We start from the raw sequence: 16,405 nt of genomic DNA on the forward strand, positions 1-16,405 counted from the left end.
ACAAAGCCCGGCCGTCAGGTCACGCCGCACGTCTGTCAGCCGGCCGCGGCCCGCTCCGCGGCCACCGCTTCTGCGATCTGCACCGAGTTCAGCGCGGCCCCCTTGCGCAGGTTGTCACCGCACACGAACAGCTCCAGGGCACAGGGGTCGTCCGGCGACCGCCGTACCCGCCCCACCCAGGTGGGATCGGTCCCCACCACATCGGCCGGTGTCGGGAAGTCGCCCGCGCCGGGGTCGTCGTAGAGCACCACGCCGGGCGAGGTCGCCAGGATCTCGTGCGCCCTTTCCACGGTGACCTCGTGCTCGAAGCGGGCATGCACCGACAGCGAGTGTGTCGTGATCACGGGGACGCGGACACATGTCGCCGTCACCCGCAGCCCGGACAGGCCGAGGATCTTGCGGGTCTCGGCCCGCAGTCCCAGCTCCTCGGAGGACCAGCCGCCCTCCTCGGGCGTGCCGGACCACGGCACCACGTTGAGCGCGAGCGGCGCGGGCAGCGGCCCGAGGTCCTCGTCGCTCAGAGCGCGGCGTACGTCGCCGGGGCCCGCGCCCAGCTCGGTCCCGGCGACCATGGACAGCTGCGTGCGCAGCGCGGCCACGGCGTCGCGCCCCGCGCCGCTGGCGGCCTGGTAGGAGGAGACGACGAGCTCACGCAGCCCGAACTCCGCGTGCAGCGCCCCCAGCGCCGGGAGCAGGGTGAGCGTGGTGTCGTGGGGGCTCGCGACGATGCCGCGCGGCCTGACCCGTACGGCATGCGGATTGACCTCCGGAACGACCAGCGGAACGTCCGGGTCCAGCCGGAAGGCGGGCGAGCTGTCGACGACGACCGCGCCCTTGGCCACGGCGACCGGTGCCCACTGCCCGGACACCTCGCCGGGCACCAGGAAGAGCGCCACGTCGACGCCATCGAAGGCGTCCTCGCCCAGCGCCACGACCTCGCACTCCTCGCCGCGCACGGCCAGCTTGCGGCCGGCCGAGCGCGGCGAGGCGACGAGTCGTATCTCGCCCCAGATGTCGGCGTGCTGCGACAGGATCTGGAGCATCACCGCACCGACTGCTCCGGTCGCTCCGACGACCGCGAGCGTCGGCTTGTGGATCATCGCCCGGTGCCGCCGTAGACGACAGCCTCGTCGGAGTCGCTGTCGAGACCGAAGGCGGTGTGCACGGCGCGCACGGCCTCGTTGACGTCGTCGCCGCGGGTGACCACCGAGATACGGATCTCCGAGGTGGAGATCAGCTCGATGTTCACGCCCGCGTCCGACAGCGCTTCGAAGAACGAGGCGGTGACGCCGGGGTTGGTCTTCATGCCCGCGCCGACCAGGGAGATCTTGCCGATCTGGTCGTCGTAGCGCAGCGAGTCGAAGCCGATCGCGCTCTTCGCCTTCTCCAGGGCGTCGATGGCCTTGGCCCCGTCCGTCTTGGGCAGGGTGAAGGAGATGTCCGTCAGCGCCGTGGTGGCCGCCGAGACGTTCTGGACGACCATGTCGATGTTGATCTCGGCGTCGGCGATCGTCCGGAAGATGGCCGCGGCCTCGCCCGGCTTGTCCGGCACCCCGACGACCGTGATCTTGGCCTCGGAGACGTCGTGGGCGACTCCGGAGATGATGGCGTGCTCCACCTGCTGGTCTCCCTGCGGCTCGTTGCTGACCCAGGTGCCGCGCAGCCCGGAGAAGGACGAGCGCACGTGGATCGGGATGTTGTATCGGCGTGCGTACTCGACGCAGCGGTGCAGCAGCACCTTGGAGCCGGAGGCGGCGAGCTCCAGCATGTCCTCGAAGGAGATCCAGTCGATCTTCTTCGCCTTCTTCACGACGCGCGGGTCGGCGGTGAAGACGCCGTCGACGTCGGTGTAGATCTCACAGACCTCGGCATCCAGCGCCGCGGCGAGGGCGACGGCGGTCGTGTCCGAGCCGCCGCGGCCGAGGGTGGTGATGTCCTTGCTGTCCGCGGACACCCCCTGGAAACCGGCGACGATGGCGATGTTGCCCTGGTCCAGCGCGGTACGGATCCGGCCCGGCGTGACATCGATGATGCGCGCTTTGTTGTGGACCGAGTCGGTGATGACGCCTGCCTGGCTGCCGGTGAACGACTGGGCCTCGTGGCCCAGGTTTTTGATCGCCATGGCCAGCAGCGCCATGGAGATCCGCTCTCCGGCGGTCAGCAGCATGTCGAATTCGCGACCGGCAGGCATGGGAGATACCTGCTCGGCGAGATCGATCAGCTCGTCCGTCGTGTCGCCCATCGCCGAAACCACGACGACCACTTGATGGCCGTTCTTCTTGGCATCGACGATTCGCTTGGCGACACGCTTGATGCCTTCGGCATCGGCAACGGAGGAGCCTCCGTACTTCTGCACGACAAGGCCCACGTGCGCTCCTCGCTCGGTTTCTTGTGCAGTCTTCACTGCGGTCGGCTCAGTCTAACGAGCGGCCGCGCTTCGCCTCTGTGATGTCACATCCTGAGATGTCCCGCTCACTTTGTGATCCAGAAGCGTCGCTCACGGCCGCTCGGACCGACTCCTGCCCCCACCGGCACGGGGTACGCGAAGGTGTGGCCCGGCTCACACGACAGGAGCCCCGGGTGTCAGCCCTGACGCGTGGAGACCGTCAGCGACGTGCGGGCCGCAAACGCACGGTCATAGGACGTCCCCTGCCCGGCCGTCGTGTCGACCGCCGTGATCATCAAGGGCATGGACACGGCCGGGCCGCCCTTCGTGGCCCTGATGCGGTAGCGCTCGGTACGGACGGCGTCCTTGGCGAGCGGGGCGCCGCCCTTGTGCAGCGAGGGCGGCAGCGCGTCGTTGGCCACCCGCAGCTCGACCGCGCGCCAGGCACCGGTGGCCGGATCGCGACGCTCGAGCACCATGCCGTTCTGCGGCGCCGCGGGGCCCTCGGAGCTGATGGCGATCTCCATCTGGAACGCGACGACCAGTGCTCCGTACGTCCGGGCGTTGCCGTTGCGGACCGTGATCGTGAACTCCTGGGCGGCCCCGCCGCGGGGCACCTGGAGCCGGCCGCCGGCGGTCGTGGCGTACATCGACAGGAACGTCGCCGGGACCGGCCGCGCGGGCCGGGTGGGCACGGCGGACGTCCGCACGGGCGTCGCAGGGGTCGCCGAGGGCGAGCCGGCAGGGGACGGCGACGCGGATGCCGAGGGCGAGCCGGAGGGTGAGGCGGAAACCGTCGAGGACGTGGAACCTGGGGCCGGGGACTGCGCCGCCGCATTCTTGCCGTCCGGGGAGCATCCGCCCACCAGCCCGGCCGTCAGCACCACCGCGCCCGCCGCCACGCCTGCCCGCAGGCGCGCACCCGCCCACCCCTGTGCCACTGCGTCCGCTCCCCGGCTCGTACCTCGACGGTGGCCGAAAAGTATCAGCGTGCCGACAGAGGCGGGACGGTTCGGACGGTCTCTGTTCCGCTACGACCTGCCGCTACGACCGGATCAGCGTGACGACCGGATCAGCGTGCCGTACGCAGGCCCAGCGGGGCCGCGATCTCCTCCACCATGACCTTGCCGGCCTCCTCCGCCAGCGCGTCCTCGGGGAGGTCCTCGTCCGTGTCCAGGCCGTCCAGCTCCTGAAGCGGCTGGTCGAGGCGGACATGGGCGACCAGGGACAGCAGGGCGCGCAAGGTCGCGGACGCGGTCGGTCCCCAGTTGGAGAAGTACGAGAACTGCCACCACCACAGCGCCTCGGTGGTGCGGCCCGCCCGGTAGTGGGCCAGGCCGTGCCGCAGGTCGGTGACGATGTCCGCGAGGCTGTCGGAGATCCGGCTGGGGACCGGCGCCTTGCGCGGCTCGTACGGGTCGAAGACCTCGGAGAAGACGTCCACCGGATCGAGCAGGACGGCGAACCGCTCGCGCAGGTCGTCGACGTCCACATCCGGCCCGGCGTCCGGCTCGTACCGCTCGTCCGGAACGATGTCCTCGTGCGCGCCAAGTCGGCCGCCGGTCAACAGGAGTTGGGAGACTTCCAGCAGCAGGAACGGCACCGCACTGTCGGGCTCGTCGCCCTTCGCCACTTCGGTGGTCGCAACGATGAACGACTCGATCGAATCGGCGATCTGGACCGCGAAGTCGTCCGGGTCCTGGCCTACGGCGTGCAGCATGGCGTCAGACATCGAGCAGTCGTCTCCCCTCGAAGGCACGCCCGAGCGTGACCTCGTCGGCGTATTCCAAGTCTCCCCCCACGGGCAGACCGCTGGCCAGCCGCGTGACCTTGAGTCCCATCGGCTTCACCATGCGTGCGAGGTACGTGGCGGTCGCCTCGCCCTCCAGATTCGGGTCCGTGGCCAGGATCAGCTCCGTGACCGCACCGTCCGCGAGGCGGGCCAGCAGCTCACGGATGCGCAGGTCATCGGGGCCGACGCCCTCGATCGGGCTGATCGCGCCGCCGAGGATGTGGTAGCGGCCCCGGAACTCGCGGGTCCGCTCGATCGCGACGACGTCCTTCGGCTCCTCCACGACACAGATGACCGACAGGTCGCGGCGCGGGTCACGGCAGATGGTGCACTGCTCCTGCTGGGCGACATTGCCGCACACCGCACAGAAGCGCACTTTGTCCTTGACCTCGAGCAGCGCGTGCGCGAGACGGCGCACATCGGTGGGCTCGGCCTGCAGGACATGGAAGGCGATCCGCTGCGCGCTCTTGGGACCGACGCCGGGCAGCCTGCCCAGTTCGTCGATGAGGTCCTGAACCACGCCTTCGTACAACGGAACGCCTCTCCCGAGAGTGCTTGGTGCTAACGGTAGTTGGTGGATGTGAGGCTTAGAAGAGCAGCCGCGGGAGCTGCTGCTAGAAACCGAGTCCCGGCATGCCGCCGAGTCCCTGTGCGAGCGGGCCGAGCTTGGTCTGCTGAAGCTGCTGCGCGTTCTCGTTCGCGGCCTGTACGGCGGCGACGACGAGGTCCGCCAGCGTCTCGGTGTCCTCCGGGTCGACGGCCTTGGGGTCGATCACGAGGCCGCGCAGCTCGCCGGAGCCGGTGACGGTGGCCTTCACCAGGCCGCCGCCCGCCTGGCCCTCGACCTCGGTCTGCGCGAGCTCCTCCTGGGCGCGGGCGAGGTCCTGCTGCATCTTCTGGGCCTGCTGGAGCAACTGCTGCATATTGGGCTGGCCACCACCGGGAATCACGGTCACTCCTGGCATGTCGACGACGAATGTTCGGTAAGCCGAGCCTACGTGGTCGCCGGGGCACCTGCCCCACCCGACGGCGACCAACTCTTTCGAGTGAGTGGCGCTGGGCTCCTCTACCTGATCAAGACCCTCATGCGGGCGGAAATACCCGGTTTTCCGGCCCACAGCCCACCATTCGGCGGTAGGAAGGGCATGCACACCAGAACGCACGAGCGCACCGTACGTCACAGGGTGTAACGTCACCATCTTTTGAGGACGTGTCCGTACCAGAGCGCAGAGGAGTGCACCGGTGAGCCAGCCGGAGATGCAGCCCGGGGGGTCTGCCCGGGAGGAGGGCGGCGAAGCGCCGCTGGGTGACCTGACCGGGCGCGCGTTCCCACTCGGCGACTGGGGCGAGCCGGCGGAGCGGCTGGACGAGCTGTACCGGTGGGTCGAGGCGGACGCGCTGCGCACGGCGGACTGGTATCTCGCGGACCGGACCCGCAAGCGGCGCCACGCGCGGTTGCTGCGTCTCGGCACGGCACTGGGCGCGATCGCGGGTGCGGCACTGCCGCTGCTGGATCTGGCAGGGGCCGTCGACGGGGCCGTGGGCTGGGGCTATCTGTCGCTGCTGGTCGGCGCCGCGTGCCTGGGCTGCGACCGGTACTTCGGGCTCACCTCGGGCTGGATGCGCAGCGTCGCGACGGCGCAGGCGGTGCAGCGGCGGCTGCAGCAGCTGCAGTTCGACTGGGCGTCGGAGAGCGTGCGCGAGGTGCTGGGCCCCACGGAGGGCACGGCGAGCGAGGCGGCGGAGCGCTGCCTGGGCGTGCTGCGGCGCTTCTCGGAGGACGTCTCGGAGCTGGTGCGCTCGGAGACGGTGGACTGGATGGTCGACTTCCGCGCGGGCCCGGCGCCACGGGTGATGCATTCCCTGGGCGGGCCGTCCCGCCCGGACGCGGCGGCGCCGACGCCTGGCGTCATCCAGGGCCGCTTCCCGCTGCCGCCGGGCACGCGCCCGAACATGCCGAGGCAGCGGCCCCCGGAGCCGCCGCGCTGAGCACCGGCCACGGACCGCCTCCCAACAGGCGGCCTCCGGAGCCGCGCTGAGCGCAACTCCGGGGCCGGTCCGGTCGAGGCGGGTCAGTTGGAGAAGTAGATGTACTTCCAGGCGCCGTGGGTGGTGGAGTTCACCGTGTCGCCGGAGCTGCCGTTGACGTAGGACGCGCGGATCCGGGCACGCGGGGGCCGCGACGGTCAGGGCCGGCACCCCGCTGACCGTCACGCGCACCGACATGGAGTCGCCGAGCAGCAAGTCGCTGGGCACCTGATCGCAGAGTAGGTCATGCCACGGACAGGGCCGGCGGGAGGTCCGTGGTTCTGGTGGGGCGAGTGGGGAGCCTCCCCGCCCGCCCCACCCGGACCGGGCAGGTCCTGGGGCCTGCGCGGCCTTCAGCTACGGCGTGACGACGTCAGCGCGCGGGTCAGGATCGGGGGGAGCAGGTCCTTCGCCAGGCGGCGGGCCGCCGAGGGGCGGGGGCGCGGGGCCGGCCGCGGGACAGTGGCGGCCGCCGGCTCCGCCTTCGGTCCGGGCTTCTTCGACGCCCGCTTCGCGAGCGGTTCGTGGCGCGAGACGGGCGGGGTCGGAGGCTGGGCCTTCGGGCCCTTGATACGGATGAGCGGCAGACCGGCCACCTCCTCCACCCCGTGCCACATGTCCGTCCGCGTCTCCAGCCACGCGAGCAGTTCCTCACGGGCCGCGGTCGGGTCGCCCCATGTCCCGTACAGCTTGGTGCCCGAGATCACGATCGGCTTGAGGCCGTCGGTGGCGACCGCGCCCCACACCGCCGCGGCGACACCCGGGCAGTGCTCGGCCCGGAAGTCGTCGAAGGCCACGATGCCGTCGGGCACCAGCAGCTCGCGCGCGGCCGCGATGTCGCCGTGGACGTGCTCGTACAGATGCGAGGCGTCGACGTGCACGAAGCGGCAGCTGCCCGCGCGGACCCTGGAGGTGATCACCGAGGTCGGGGCCTGCACCAGGAGCGGCAGCTCGTCGTGGAAGGAAAGGTAGTTCGCCTCGAAGGCGCGCCGCGTCAGCGTCGCGTACGAGCGGTCCATCTCCGCGCTGTTGGAGTCGTCCGGTGCCGGCGAGTCCCACAGGTCGCAGACCGTGAACTCCTCTCCCTCCCTCAGATAACTGCCGACAAAGATCGCGCTCTTGCCCAGGTACGCACCGAGTTCGAGCAGATCGCCCTTCTGGTCCGTCTCACGCTGACGGGTCAGGAACCAGTCGAAGAGCAGCTGGTCGACGGACCAGAACCAGCCCTTGACGTCCGCGAAACGCTCCGGCCTGGGAAGTTCGTCCGCGGTCTCCCCCGCGGTGGGGGTGTTCGTCTGTGACATACGTCATGTGCTACCAGACGGAGGTGAAGAGACGGCGACAACGAGGCAAGGAACCGGAGCCGCGGCGCCTTTACCGGCGCCCTTTCCGGCCGGTGGCGCATCCCCCGCCGCATACGGCCGGCCCGTTGACGCGGGCGCGATCAGCTGAAAATGATCATGGAGCCCTGTCCCAGGCTCCGCGTCGCCGCCGCGTGCAGCCCGAGCCACACATGCCGTTCCCGCGCGAACGGGCTCTCGTCGTACGGGATCGGGCCGGCCGGCTCCTCGAGCGAGGTCGGCCGGGTCGGCGGTTCGGGTGCGGCCGGGGGGTTGACCGGGTCGATGCCGATCGAGGGGGCGACGAACTCCAGCTCGCGCAGCAGGCCCTGGGTGGAGCCGAGCGGGCCGCCGCCCGCGAGCAGTTCGTCGTTGAACAGGGGGTTCGCGAAGTCCACGGGGACGTACGCGCCCGCATGGTCGTAGTGCCACACCAGGTGCGACTGCTGGGCGGTCGTCTCGAACATTTCCAGCAACTGCTCGTAGTCGCCGCCCAGTTCGTCGACCGGAGTGACCGCAAGACCGCACAGCTGGAGCAGATAGGCACGCCGCAGGAAGTGCAGCGCGTCGTAGTCGAACCCGGCCACCGGGGCGACATCACCCGACAGACCCGGCATATAGGCGAAGACGGGGACCGTCGGCAGACCCGCAGCGGTCAGCGCCTGGTCGTAGGAAGCGATCTCTTCGGCGAAGGGGTTGTCGGGGCTGTGGCACAGCACATCGACGAGGGGGACCAACCAAAGGTCACAGGCCAAGACAGGCTCGCTCTCCAACAGGTACGGGGTACAGCGTGCGATGGTCGGGACAGCGTAGTGCGCCAGGTACATTCCGCGAAGAGCGCCGGTCGGCCCAGCTCAGCCGCGTGGCGGGTTCGGTGCACCCACGTCCCATACCCACACGCCTGCCACTCGCTCACCGGGCCGCCCGATCAGCTTCGACACGGCGTCGTAGAGCGGCCCGTCGTTGTACTGCGGCGCCAGCACCACCACGCCCGCCTTCCACGCCGCCAGGTCCGCCCGGGCCTGCGCCTGCCAGTTGGGGCCGATCTCCGGCACCCGGCCGGTGTTGCGTACCTCGCCCAGGAGGTTGGAGGTGTGGCGCGGGGTCGCCCCGTAGATGCCGATACGGTCCGGGCCCCACGGCCCGTTGAAGTACCCGCCCGCGACCTTGAAGTCCAGACCCGTGGACGACTGCCAGTGCAATGCCTCCGCGCTGCCCGGGCTCGGCAGCGGCACGGCGACCAGGGACTCGCCGGCGGCGAGGTACCGGCGGTAGGCGCCGTGCTCGATGAAGGCCGGTATTTCGATCCGCTCCCGTACCGGGTACGGCGTCGGCACCACCGGTATCAGCGCCGCCGCCAGCACCGCGAACCCGGCCGCCCGCATCAGCCGCTCCCGCGGCGCCGCGAGGCGGTCGGCCGCCAGCGCCAGCAGGACACCGAGCACCGGCGCGCAGATCATCGCCACCCGCGACTCGATGACCGACTCGAACAGCGGCTGATGGGCGAGTCCCCGCCAGGGCCCGGTCAGGACGATGTCCGTGTACGGGATGCGGAACTTCGGCCCGAGCGACAGCAGCGCGGCCGCGACCGCCGTGAACGCCAGCGCCTTGACGAGCGCGAGCCGCCACAGGCGGATCACGATCGCCGTCGCGAGCGCGATCAGGGGCCAGCCGTAGAAGGCGTTCTGCTCGGTGCGGTTCATGGCGAGCGGGTCGGCCCCGGCGTCCGAGCCCATCAGCGCGCGCCCCGAGAGCTGCAGGAAGGCGAGCGGGCTGTTGCCGGCGTTGTCACCGTGCAGCACGCTCTTGTAGCTCTGCGGCCCGAAGAACTGCCAGCCCAGCGGGAACGCCACCAGCGGCACACACACCAGCAGCGCGATGCCGATGCCGCGCAGCAGCGGCCGCCAGGAGGCCCGGGCCACATCGCGCCGCGCCAGCGCGTACGACAGCGCGAACAGCAGCATGCCCACGGCGGCCAGCAGCAGCGGCTCCTCGCCGAGGAAGATCTGGTACGTCGCGAACAGGCCGAGCAGCACGCCGTCGCGTACGACGTTGCGGCCCTCGCACAGCCGCAGCGTCCGGTCGACGATCAACGGGATCATGAACAGGACGAGAAAGTTGGGGTGCGCGTTGCCGTGCGAGACCATCGGCGGCGCGAAGGCCGCGAACGCCCCGCCGAGCGCGGCCGCCCACCGGTTCGCCACCAGTCGCCGGGCGATCAGCCGGTACCAGGAGACGGCGGTCGCGGTCAGGCCGAGGGTGAGCACGAGTGCCCAGGTGACCGCCGGCCCGAGCAGCAGGGTGACGGGCGTGAGCGGCACGGACAGGCCGAGCATGACGGTGTTCGCCATCAGGTTCACGCCGTCGGGGTTGTTCTGCAGCGTGGTGAACAGCGGGTTGCGCAGGTGGACGACATTGTCGGCGGTGACCGCGAAGAACCACTCCCACTGGTTCTGGTCCTGGCCGGCGTCACGCAGGTAGGCGTCGCCGAGGTCCGCCCACAGGTCCTTGTAGAGCACGACGGACGCGAGCAGGAAGAGCGCGGCGACGGCGACGTCCACGCGGCGCACGGCCCGGGAGCGCAGCCGCAGCAGTTCCAGCAGCACCTTGCCGTAGTCCGCGGGCCGGACCTTGGAGCCGGACACGTGCGACCAGCGGACCGGGACCTCGGTGACCTGCCAGCCCGCTCGCCGGAAGAAGCGGAGGATCTCGACGTCGATTCCCCACCCGTCGAGCCGTGAGTCGGCGAACGCGGCCCGCGCCTTGTCGCCGTCGAAGAGCTTGAAGCCGCACTGGGTGTCCTGGATGCCGGACACCGCGACGGCCCGTATCAGGCGGTTGCCCATCCTGCCGAGCCATTCGCGGGTACGGCGCTGGTGCACCTCGATCCGCGACTCCGGGTGGGCGCGCGAGCCGATCGCCGCGTCGCCGGCACTCGCCGCGAGCCGCTCGTCGAGGCGGGCGAGTTCGTCGATGGGCGTCGCGAGATCGGCGTCGGTGAACAGCACACGGCGGCCGTAGGAGGCGAGCACGCCGCGGCGCAGCGCATGGCCCTTGCCGCGGTTGGTCCCGCCGGTGATCAGCTGGATACGCGGTTCGTCGGCGGCCGCCTCCTGGGCGATCTTCGCGGTGGAGTCGGTCGAGCCGTCGTCGACGACGATCAGCTCCCAGCTGCCCCAGCGCTCCGGATCGGCGCGCAGATAGGCACAGATCGCCTCCAGGGTCGGCCGCAGCCGCCCCTCTTCGTTGTACGCCGGTACGACGACGCTCAGATCCACGCTTGCGCCCAGGTCCGTACGTACGTCCACGCCGAAGCCCGCGCTCACCGCCGCGCTCGTGCCCCCGTCGATACTCATGCCCTCAGCTCACCGTTCCAGCCGGTCCGCCCACGCGAGCGCATGGTCGTTGTACGCGCGGATCTCCGCGCGAACGGATTTCTCGTCACCCCGGGCGACCGCGTGCACGACGTCCTCGTGTCCGGCCCACAGCCAGTCCCGCAGCCGCGGGTCGGCGCGCAGATACGGCACGGCGAACACCCAGGCCTGAACGCACAGTTTGTGCAGAAAGTCGATGATGTACGGATTTTCCACGATCTGACTGAGTTCGCGCCAGAAGCGGATGTCGTAGCCGATGAGGATGTCCAGATCCCCGGCGCGCGCCGCCCTGGCGGCCTCCTCGGCCCGGCGGCGCACCGACAGCATGGCCTGCGCGTCCATGAGGGTGCCCCGCCCGGAGGCTCTGCGGAAGGCTCCGTCGACGACCAGCGCGCGGGCCTCGACCATGCTGCGGTAGTCGGCGACCGAGAACTGGTGCACCTTGAAGCCCCGGTGCTGGTCGGAATCGAGCAGTCCCTGAGCGGAGAGGTCGACGAGCGCCTCACGGACCGGGGTCGCCGAGACGCCGTACTGGTCGGCGATCTGCTTGACGGTGAAGGCCTGCCCGGGCTTCAGCCGCCCCGCCAGCACCTCGTCCCGCAGCGCGTCCGCGATCTGCTGTCGCAGTGTGCTGCGGGTGACAGAGGTACTGCCGCCGTTGCCGGGCATGGTGGCCTTCTCCTTTTTCCGGGTCCCGGACACGATAGGCCAGGGCCGCGCCACGGGGTGCGGGGCATACGTTCACCAGCGGCGGCACGAGGAGCTGAGGCCGGAATGACGGACGGGTTCGAGCCGGCCACCGGTGACGGACCGGCGCTCGCCGGGACGGGCCGGGCCGCGGAGGTGCGGACGGCGTTCGAGGGCATGCTGCAGATCCGCCGCCTGACCAACACGGACGCGGCGGACCCGGCCGCCGTCCCGGCCGCCTGGGAACTGCACCGGACGGTCCGCGCGGTGGCCCTGGCGCTGGAGGCGTCGGGCTTTGCGCCCTCGGGCATGGATGCGGACGGGCGCCGTACGGCGACGGGCTACCGGGTCCGGGCAGGCGAGCGCCCCCACACGGTGTACGTGGACTGGCTGGGACCGGCGGGCAGCGGGGCAGCCCACTCGGAGGACGCAGAACTGACGGCGTGCGCCGAGGCGTTGGGGCGGCTGGGGTGGGAGGCACTGCTGTACCGGGGGCCGCGCAAGAGGCGGTTCCTGGAGGTGGAACGGGGGGTGTGAGGCCGGCCGGCCGATGGTCGCGTCACATCAGCTCCGGTGAGGCGGGGAATGTGTAAACCCCTGGTGCCCGCAAGGCCGGGAAAGGTTCACGCGGTCACACAGTCCGATAGTCGGCTGCCTCGAACAGGCCTGAACGCCGACCGCTGTTCACGGTCGGTCGAACCGCACCCGAGCGCGCCGACAGGCAAGACATCGTCATGCCGGGCGGCGCGCCGCTGCTTAGCCCCATCGGACCGACCGCGCTCGGCCGTTGTGTTGATCACCGTGCGCGCCTCCCGTACTGCTTGCGAACGCGAACGGATCATGCCGGAGGTAGGCCCGGAACGGCCTCGGCCCTGGATCTACCTCGAGTGACCAGTTCGCACAGCACACACAAAGAAAGTAGGACACACCATGAGTCCTGACAGAAGGAACGGGTCCGGCCTCGGTCCGCTCCCCCAGCGGGGCAAAGTGCTCACCGGCGGCGCGCTCGCGTCGCTGGCCCTCGTGATGGTGGGCCTCAGCACCCCTGCGACGGCGGCAGCGCCGGCCCAGCGGACGGCGGCCGCGGTGACCGTGGCACCCACGTCGAAGGACGACAGGTGTGACAGGTGGTACGACCGCCAGGGCCACCTGGTGGTGGAGAGCGGAGACAAGTGCAAGCCCGAAAAGCCCGCCAAGAAGGGCCCCACCGGACCGACCGGACCGACCGGACCCACCGGTGACACCGGCGACACCGGACCGACCGGACCCACCGGACCCGGCGGCGGCCCCGGCGACACCGGACCGACGGGCCCGACCGGGCCCACCGGACCCACCGGTGCGACAGGCGACGCCGGACCGTGCTCCGACATCGACAGCTACGCTCCCAGCAACGCCGAAGAGTTCAGCGTGGTGCTCACCGGCGGGCAGTACTTCGTCGGCCAGCGGCTCCACGAGGGCGCCATGGACTGGAACGGCAACGGGGCCCCGGACCTCGATGAGGACGGCGACGGCCTCGACTTCGAGGCCGAGGGACCGTACGTCTGGGAGAACATCAGCGACGGACCGCCCAACGACAACTTCCCCGAGAACCCGTGTGCCGCGTCCATCACCTCCCAGGGCAACTCGGCCTTCGCCAAGGTGCTCACCACCGACGGCGAGGTGTGGGAGACGCACGGTGACGTCGAGGGGCAGCAGTTCGTCTGGGACGAGGACTGGGTCGAGCTCACCGAACCGTCGGAGCTCGCGGTAACCCGGTTCAAGAGCGAGAAGGCCCTCACCGGCGCGCCGAGGAACATCCTCAGCAAGTAGTGCTGCCGATCCGGCCGCCGGCGAGCGGTCGCTGAGGCGTCCGATGAGCGGTCGCTGAAGCGTCCGATGCGCGGCCGTGTGCCGTGCCCGGTCCGTCCGGGCACGGCACACGTGCGTCGGCGCCGCCGCTCTGCGGCGCCTCCGTCACCGGCGGGCCGAGTCGGCCCGCCCCGTACCCCGGACGACTCCGAGGCGAGGTGCCTCCCACACCCGCGGGGCGTGGGGGAGCGTCGCAGAACGCCGGACGGGCCGGTCTTCCGCTCGTGAGCGGAAGACCGGCCCGTCGGCGACCGGGGCGCGAGCGTCCTGAGCGCAGCGCCCCCGGCTACGCCACGTACGTGTCCGCGACCGAGAGCGCCGCGTCGAGGACCGCCAGGCCCTCCTTGGCCTCCGCCTCCGTCACGTTGCACGCCGGGACCGCATGCGTGCGGTTCATGTTCACGAACGGCCACAGGCCGTTCTTCTTGCAGGCCGCCGCGAAGGCGGCCATCGGCGCCGCCGCCTCACCCGACGCGTTGTACGGCACCAGCGGCTCGCGCGTCTCGCGGTCGCGGACCAGGTCCAGCGCCCAGAACACACCCGTGCCGCGCACCTCGCCCACCGACGGGTGGCGCTCCGCGAGTTCACGCAGGCCCGGGCCGAGCACCGTCTCGCCCAGATGGGCCGCGTTCTCGACGACCTTCTCCTCCTCCATCACCTGGATGGTGGCGACCGCGGCCGCGCAGGCCAGCGGGTGGCCGGAGTAGGTCAGTCCGCCCGGGTAGGGGCGCTTGTCGAAGGTCTCGGCGATCTCGGCGGAGATCGCGACACCACCGAGCGGCACATAACCGGAGTTGACGCCCTTGGCGAAGGTCATCAGGTCCGGGGTGACGTCGAAGTGCTCGGCGGCGAACCACTTGCCCGTACGGCCGAAGCCCGACATGACCTCGTCGAGCACGAAGACGATGCCGTACCGGTCACAGATCTCGCGGACCCCCGCGAGATAGCCGGGCGGCGGCGTCATGATGCCGGCCGTGCCCGGGATCGTCTCCAGGACGATCGCCGCGATGGTCTGCGGCCCCTCGAAGGCGATGGTGTCCTCGAGGTGCGTCAGCGCGCGGGCGCACTCCTGCTCCTCGGTCTCGGAGTAGAACGGTGAGCGGTACAGGAACGGCGCCCAGAAGTGCACGACACCAGCGGTGCCGTTGTCGTTGGCCCAGCGGCGCGGGTCGCCGGTGACGTTGATCGCGGTGGCGGTGCCGCCGTGGTACGAGCGGTAGGCCGAGAGCACCTTGGGGCGGCCCGTGTGCAGCCGGGCCATCCGGACGGCGTTCTCGATCGCCTCGGCGCCGCCGTTGGTGAAGAAGATCTTGTCCAGGTCGCCGGGGGTGCGCTCGGCGATGAGGCGTGCGGCCTCGGAGCGCGACTCGACGGCGAACGCGGGCGCGAAGGTGGCGAGCTTTCCGGCCTGCTCCTGGATCGCGGCGACGACCTTCGGGTGCTGGTAGCCGATGTTCGTGTAGACGAGTCCGCTGGTGAAGTCGAGGTAGCGGTTCCCGTCGTAGTCCCAGAAGTACGCCCCCTCGGCACCGGCGACGGCGAGCGGGTCGATCAGGCCCTGGGCGGACCACGAGTGGAAGACATGCGCGCGGTCGGCGGCCTTGACGGCGGCGCCGGCCTGCGGATCGGGGGAGGTGAGGGGCTGAGGGGTCATGCGCGCCAGGGTAAGGACGCGCGGATGGAGACCGACATGGCCACTTTGTATGCCCTCTGCCTCTTTCATCGGCGATGTGTCGTGCGGGCGGAGACACCCATCCCACCACTTGACAGCATACTGTCGTCATGACAGTCTTCTGTCATCGGAACACCGCACCCGTCCGGAGGGCTCCATGACCAGCACCACCGTTCATCTCGCCGTGTACGACACCTTCGCCGACTGGGAGACGGGCCACATCACCGCCCACCTCACCCAGAACGGCTTCACCGTGCGGACCGTCGGCCCCACCACCGAGCCGGTGACCACCATGGGGGGCCTGCGTATCCAGCCCGATCTGGCACTCGACGAGCTCGACCCTGCCGACAGCCGGATGCTGATCCTCGCCGGCGCGCACCTGTGGGACACCGGGGACGACCTCGCGCCCTTCGCGGCCAAGGCGCGCGCCTTCCTCGACGCGGCCGTGCCGGTCGCCGCGATCTGCGGTGCGACGGCCGGGATCGCCCGTGAGGGGCTGCTCGACGACCGCGCCCACACCAGCGCCGTCCCGTTCTACCTCGACGCCACCGGCTACAAGGGCGGTGAGCACTACCGCGACGCGGACGCCGTCACCGACGGCGATCTGATCACCGCCGGCCCGACCGAACCCGTCGCGTTCGCCCGCGAGGTCTTCGCCAGGCTCGGCGTGTACGAGGGCGAGAAGCTGGACGCCTGGTACCGGCTGTTCCGCGACTCGGACGCGTCGGCGTACGAGATCCTGTCGTCATGAGCACGCGAGACCCGCATGATCCCCAGGAGCTGCTGACGCGCACGGCGCTCGGCGTCTTCCGCCTGAACGGCCAGTTCCTCACCGTCTCGGACGGCCTGGCCCGTGAGGCCGGACTGACGGCGGCGCGCTGGCAGGTGCTCGGAGCGGTGGTGCGCGAGCCGCAGTCCGTCGCCGGGATCGCCCGCACGATGGGGATCACCCGCCAGAGCGTGCAGCGCGTCGCCGATGTGCTGGCCGAGCAGGGACTGGCCGAGTACCGCCCCAACCCGGCCCACCGCCGCGCCAAGCTGCTGCACGCCACCGAACTCGGCCGGGAAGCGATCCAGAAGATCGACCCGGGGCATGCACGGCTGGCGCACCGGCTGCTGGAGGCCCTCGGCCCCGAGGAGTTCGCCGAGACGGCACACGCACTGGAGCAGCTCTCGCAGGCGATGGCGGCGATCGAGGCGGAAGGGGTCGGCGGGCCCACGGAGACCGACACCGCCTGACCGGGCCGGGCGGCCGTCCACCGGGCAGGGCGCGCCGGC

Annotated in this window: 16 protein-coding genes; 5 read left to right on the plus strand and 11 right to left on the minus strand. The window is 70.8% G+C overall.

Annotated features, from left to right (window positions below):
• Positions 1-35: 35 nt before the first annotated feature.
• The 6 genes from OHS70_RS16975 to OHS70_RS17000 all read right to left on the minus strand — a co-directional run bounded on the left by OHS70_RS16975 (position 36) and on the right by OHS70_RS17000 (position 5,128).
• Positions 36-1,100 (minus strand): aspartate-semialdehyde dehydrogenase, encoded by a 1,065-nt coding sequence (locus OHS70_RS16975; RefSeq protein WP_328398377.1) that lies wholly within the window; start codon positions 1,098-1,100, stop codon positions 36-38.
• Positions 1,097-2,368, minus strand: coding sequence for an aspartate kinase (locus OHS70_RS16980; protein ID WP_328398379.1), 1,272 nt, complete (start codon positions 2,366-2,368; stop codon positions 1,097-1,099). The genes OHS70_RS16975 and OHS70_RS16980 overlap by 4 nt, the downstream gene beginning before the upstream one ends.
• 215 nt (positions 2,369-2,583) lie before the next feature.
• Entirely contained in the window at positions 2,584-3,327 is a 744-nt protein-coding gene (locus OHS70_RS16985) for a hypothetical protein (RefSeq protein ID WP_328398381.1), read from the minus strand.
• 131 nt (positions 3,328-3,458) lie between these two features.
• Positions 3,459-4,118, minus strand: coding sequence for a DUF5063 domain-containing protein (locus OHS70_RS16990; RefSeq protein WP_328398383.1), 660 nt, complete (start codon positions 4,116-4,118; stop codon positions 3,459-3,461).
• Entirely contained in the window at positions 4,111-4,710 is a 600-nt protein-coding gene (gene recR, locus OHS70_RS16995; RefSeq protein WP_328398385.1) for a recombination mediator RecR, read from the minus strand. Before recR ends, OHS70_RS16990 begins: the two co-directional genes overlap by 8 nt.
• 82 nt (positions 4,711-4,792) lie before the next feature.
• Complete coding sequence (locus OHS70_RS17000) at positions 4,793-5,128, minus strand: YbaB/EbfC family nucleoid-associated protein (RefSeq protein ID WP_328398387.1); 336 nt, start codon at positions 5,126-5,128, stop codon at positions 4,793-4,795.
• A 292-nt stretch (positions 5,129-5,420) separates the two neighbouring features.
• Between OHS70_RS17000 and OHS70_RS17005 the strand changes: the two genes are divergently transcribed.
• Positions 5,421-6,167 carry an SLATT domain-containing protein gene (locus OHS70_RS17005; RefSeq protein WP_328398389.1) on the plus strand — a complete coding sequence of 249 codons (747 nt, stop codon included), beginning with the start codon at positions 5,421-5,423 and terminating at the stop codon, positions 6,165-6,167.
• A 392-nt stretch (positions 6,168-6,559) separates the two neighbouring features.
• Here the strand turns inward: OHS70_RS17005 and OHS70_RS17010 are convergent, their stop codons facing one another.
• The 4 genes from OHS70_RS17010 to OHS70_RS17025 form a co-directional block, all read right to left on the minus strand.
• A complete protein-coding gene (locus OHS70_RS17010; protein ID WP_328398391.1) occupies positions 6,560-7,510 on the minus strand; it encodes a class I SAM-dependent methyltransferase in 951 nt (316 codons plus the stop codon).
• Between the two features lie 140 nt (positions 7,511-7,650).
• Complete coding sequence (locus OHS70_RS17015; RefSeq protein WP_328398393.1) at positions 7,651-8,301, minus strand: hypothetical protein; 651 nt, start codon at positions 8,299-8,301, stop codon at positions 7,651-7,653.
• 99 nt (positions 8,302-8,400) lie between these two features.
• Positions 8,401-10,902: a dolichyl-phosphate beta-glucosyltransferase gene (locus OHS70_RS17020; RefSeq protein WP_328398395.1), complete on the minus strand. Its 2,502-nt coding sequence runs from the start codon at positions 10,900-10,902 to the stop codon at positions 8,401-8,403.
• A 9-nt stretch (positions 10,903-10,911) separates the two neighbouring features.
• Positions 10,912-11,589: a GntR family transcriptional regulator gene (locus OHS70_RS17025; RefSeq protein WP_328398397.1), complete on the minus strand. Its 678-nt coding sequence runs from the start codon at positions 11,587-11,589 to the stop codon at positions 10,912-10,914.
• A gap of 105 nt (positions 11,590-11,694) precedes the next feature.
• On the opposite strand from OHS70_RS17025, the gene OHS70_RS17030 reads away from it, so the two are divergent.
• Entirely contained in the window at positions 11,695-12,144 is a 450-nt protein-coding gene (locus OHS70_RS17030) for a hypothetical protein (protein ID WP_328398399.1), read from the plus strand.
• A 393-nt stretch (positions 12,145-12,537) separates the two neighbouring features.
• Positions 12,538-13,416: a hypothetical protein gene (locus tag OHS70_RS17035; RefSeq protein WP_328398401.1), complete on the plus strand. Its 879-nt coding sequence runs from the start codon at positions 12,538-12,540 to the stop codon at positions 13,414-13,416.
• Between the two features lie 325 nt (positions 13,417-13,741).
• Here OHS70_RS17035 and OHS70_RS17040 read toward each other — a convergent pair whose 3' ends face one another.
• Positions 13,742-15,109: an aspartate aminotransferase family protein gene (locus OHS70_RS17040; protein ID WP_328398403.1), complete on the minus strand. Its 1,368-nt coding sequence runs from the start codon at positions 15,107-15,109 to the stop codon at positions 13,742-13,744.
• 175 nt (positions 15,110-15,284) lie between these two features.
• Here OHS70_RS17040 and OHS70_RS17045 point away from each other — a divergent pair, with 175 nt between their 5' ends.
• Together OHS70_RS17045 and OHS70_RS17050 are read left to right on the plus strand one after the other, a co-directional pair.
• Entirely contained in the window at positions 15,285-15,878 is a 594-nt protein-coding gene (locus OHS70_RS17045; protein ID WP_328398405.1) for a type 1 glutamine amidotransferase family protein, read from the plus strand.
• Positions 15,875-16,366: a MarR family winged helix-turn-helix transcriptional regulator gene (locus tag OHS70_RS17050; RefSeq protein WP_328398407.1), complete on the plus strand. Its 492-nt coding sequence runs from the start codon at positions 15,875-15,877 to the stop codon at positions 16,364-16,366. Before OHS70_RS17045 ends, OHS70_RS17050 begins: the two co-directional genes overlap by 4 nt.
• Positions 16,367-16,405 lie beyond the last annotated feature (39 nt).

This window comes from Streptomyces sp. NBC_00390, assembly GCF_036057275.1.
GTDB lineage: Bacteria > Actinomycetota > Actinomycetes > Streptomycetales > Streptomycetaceae > Streptomyces.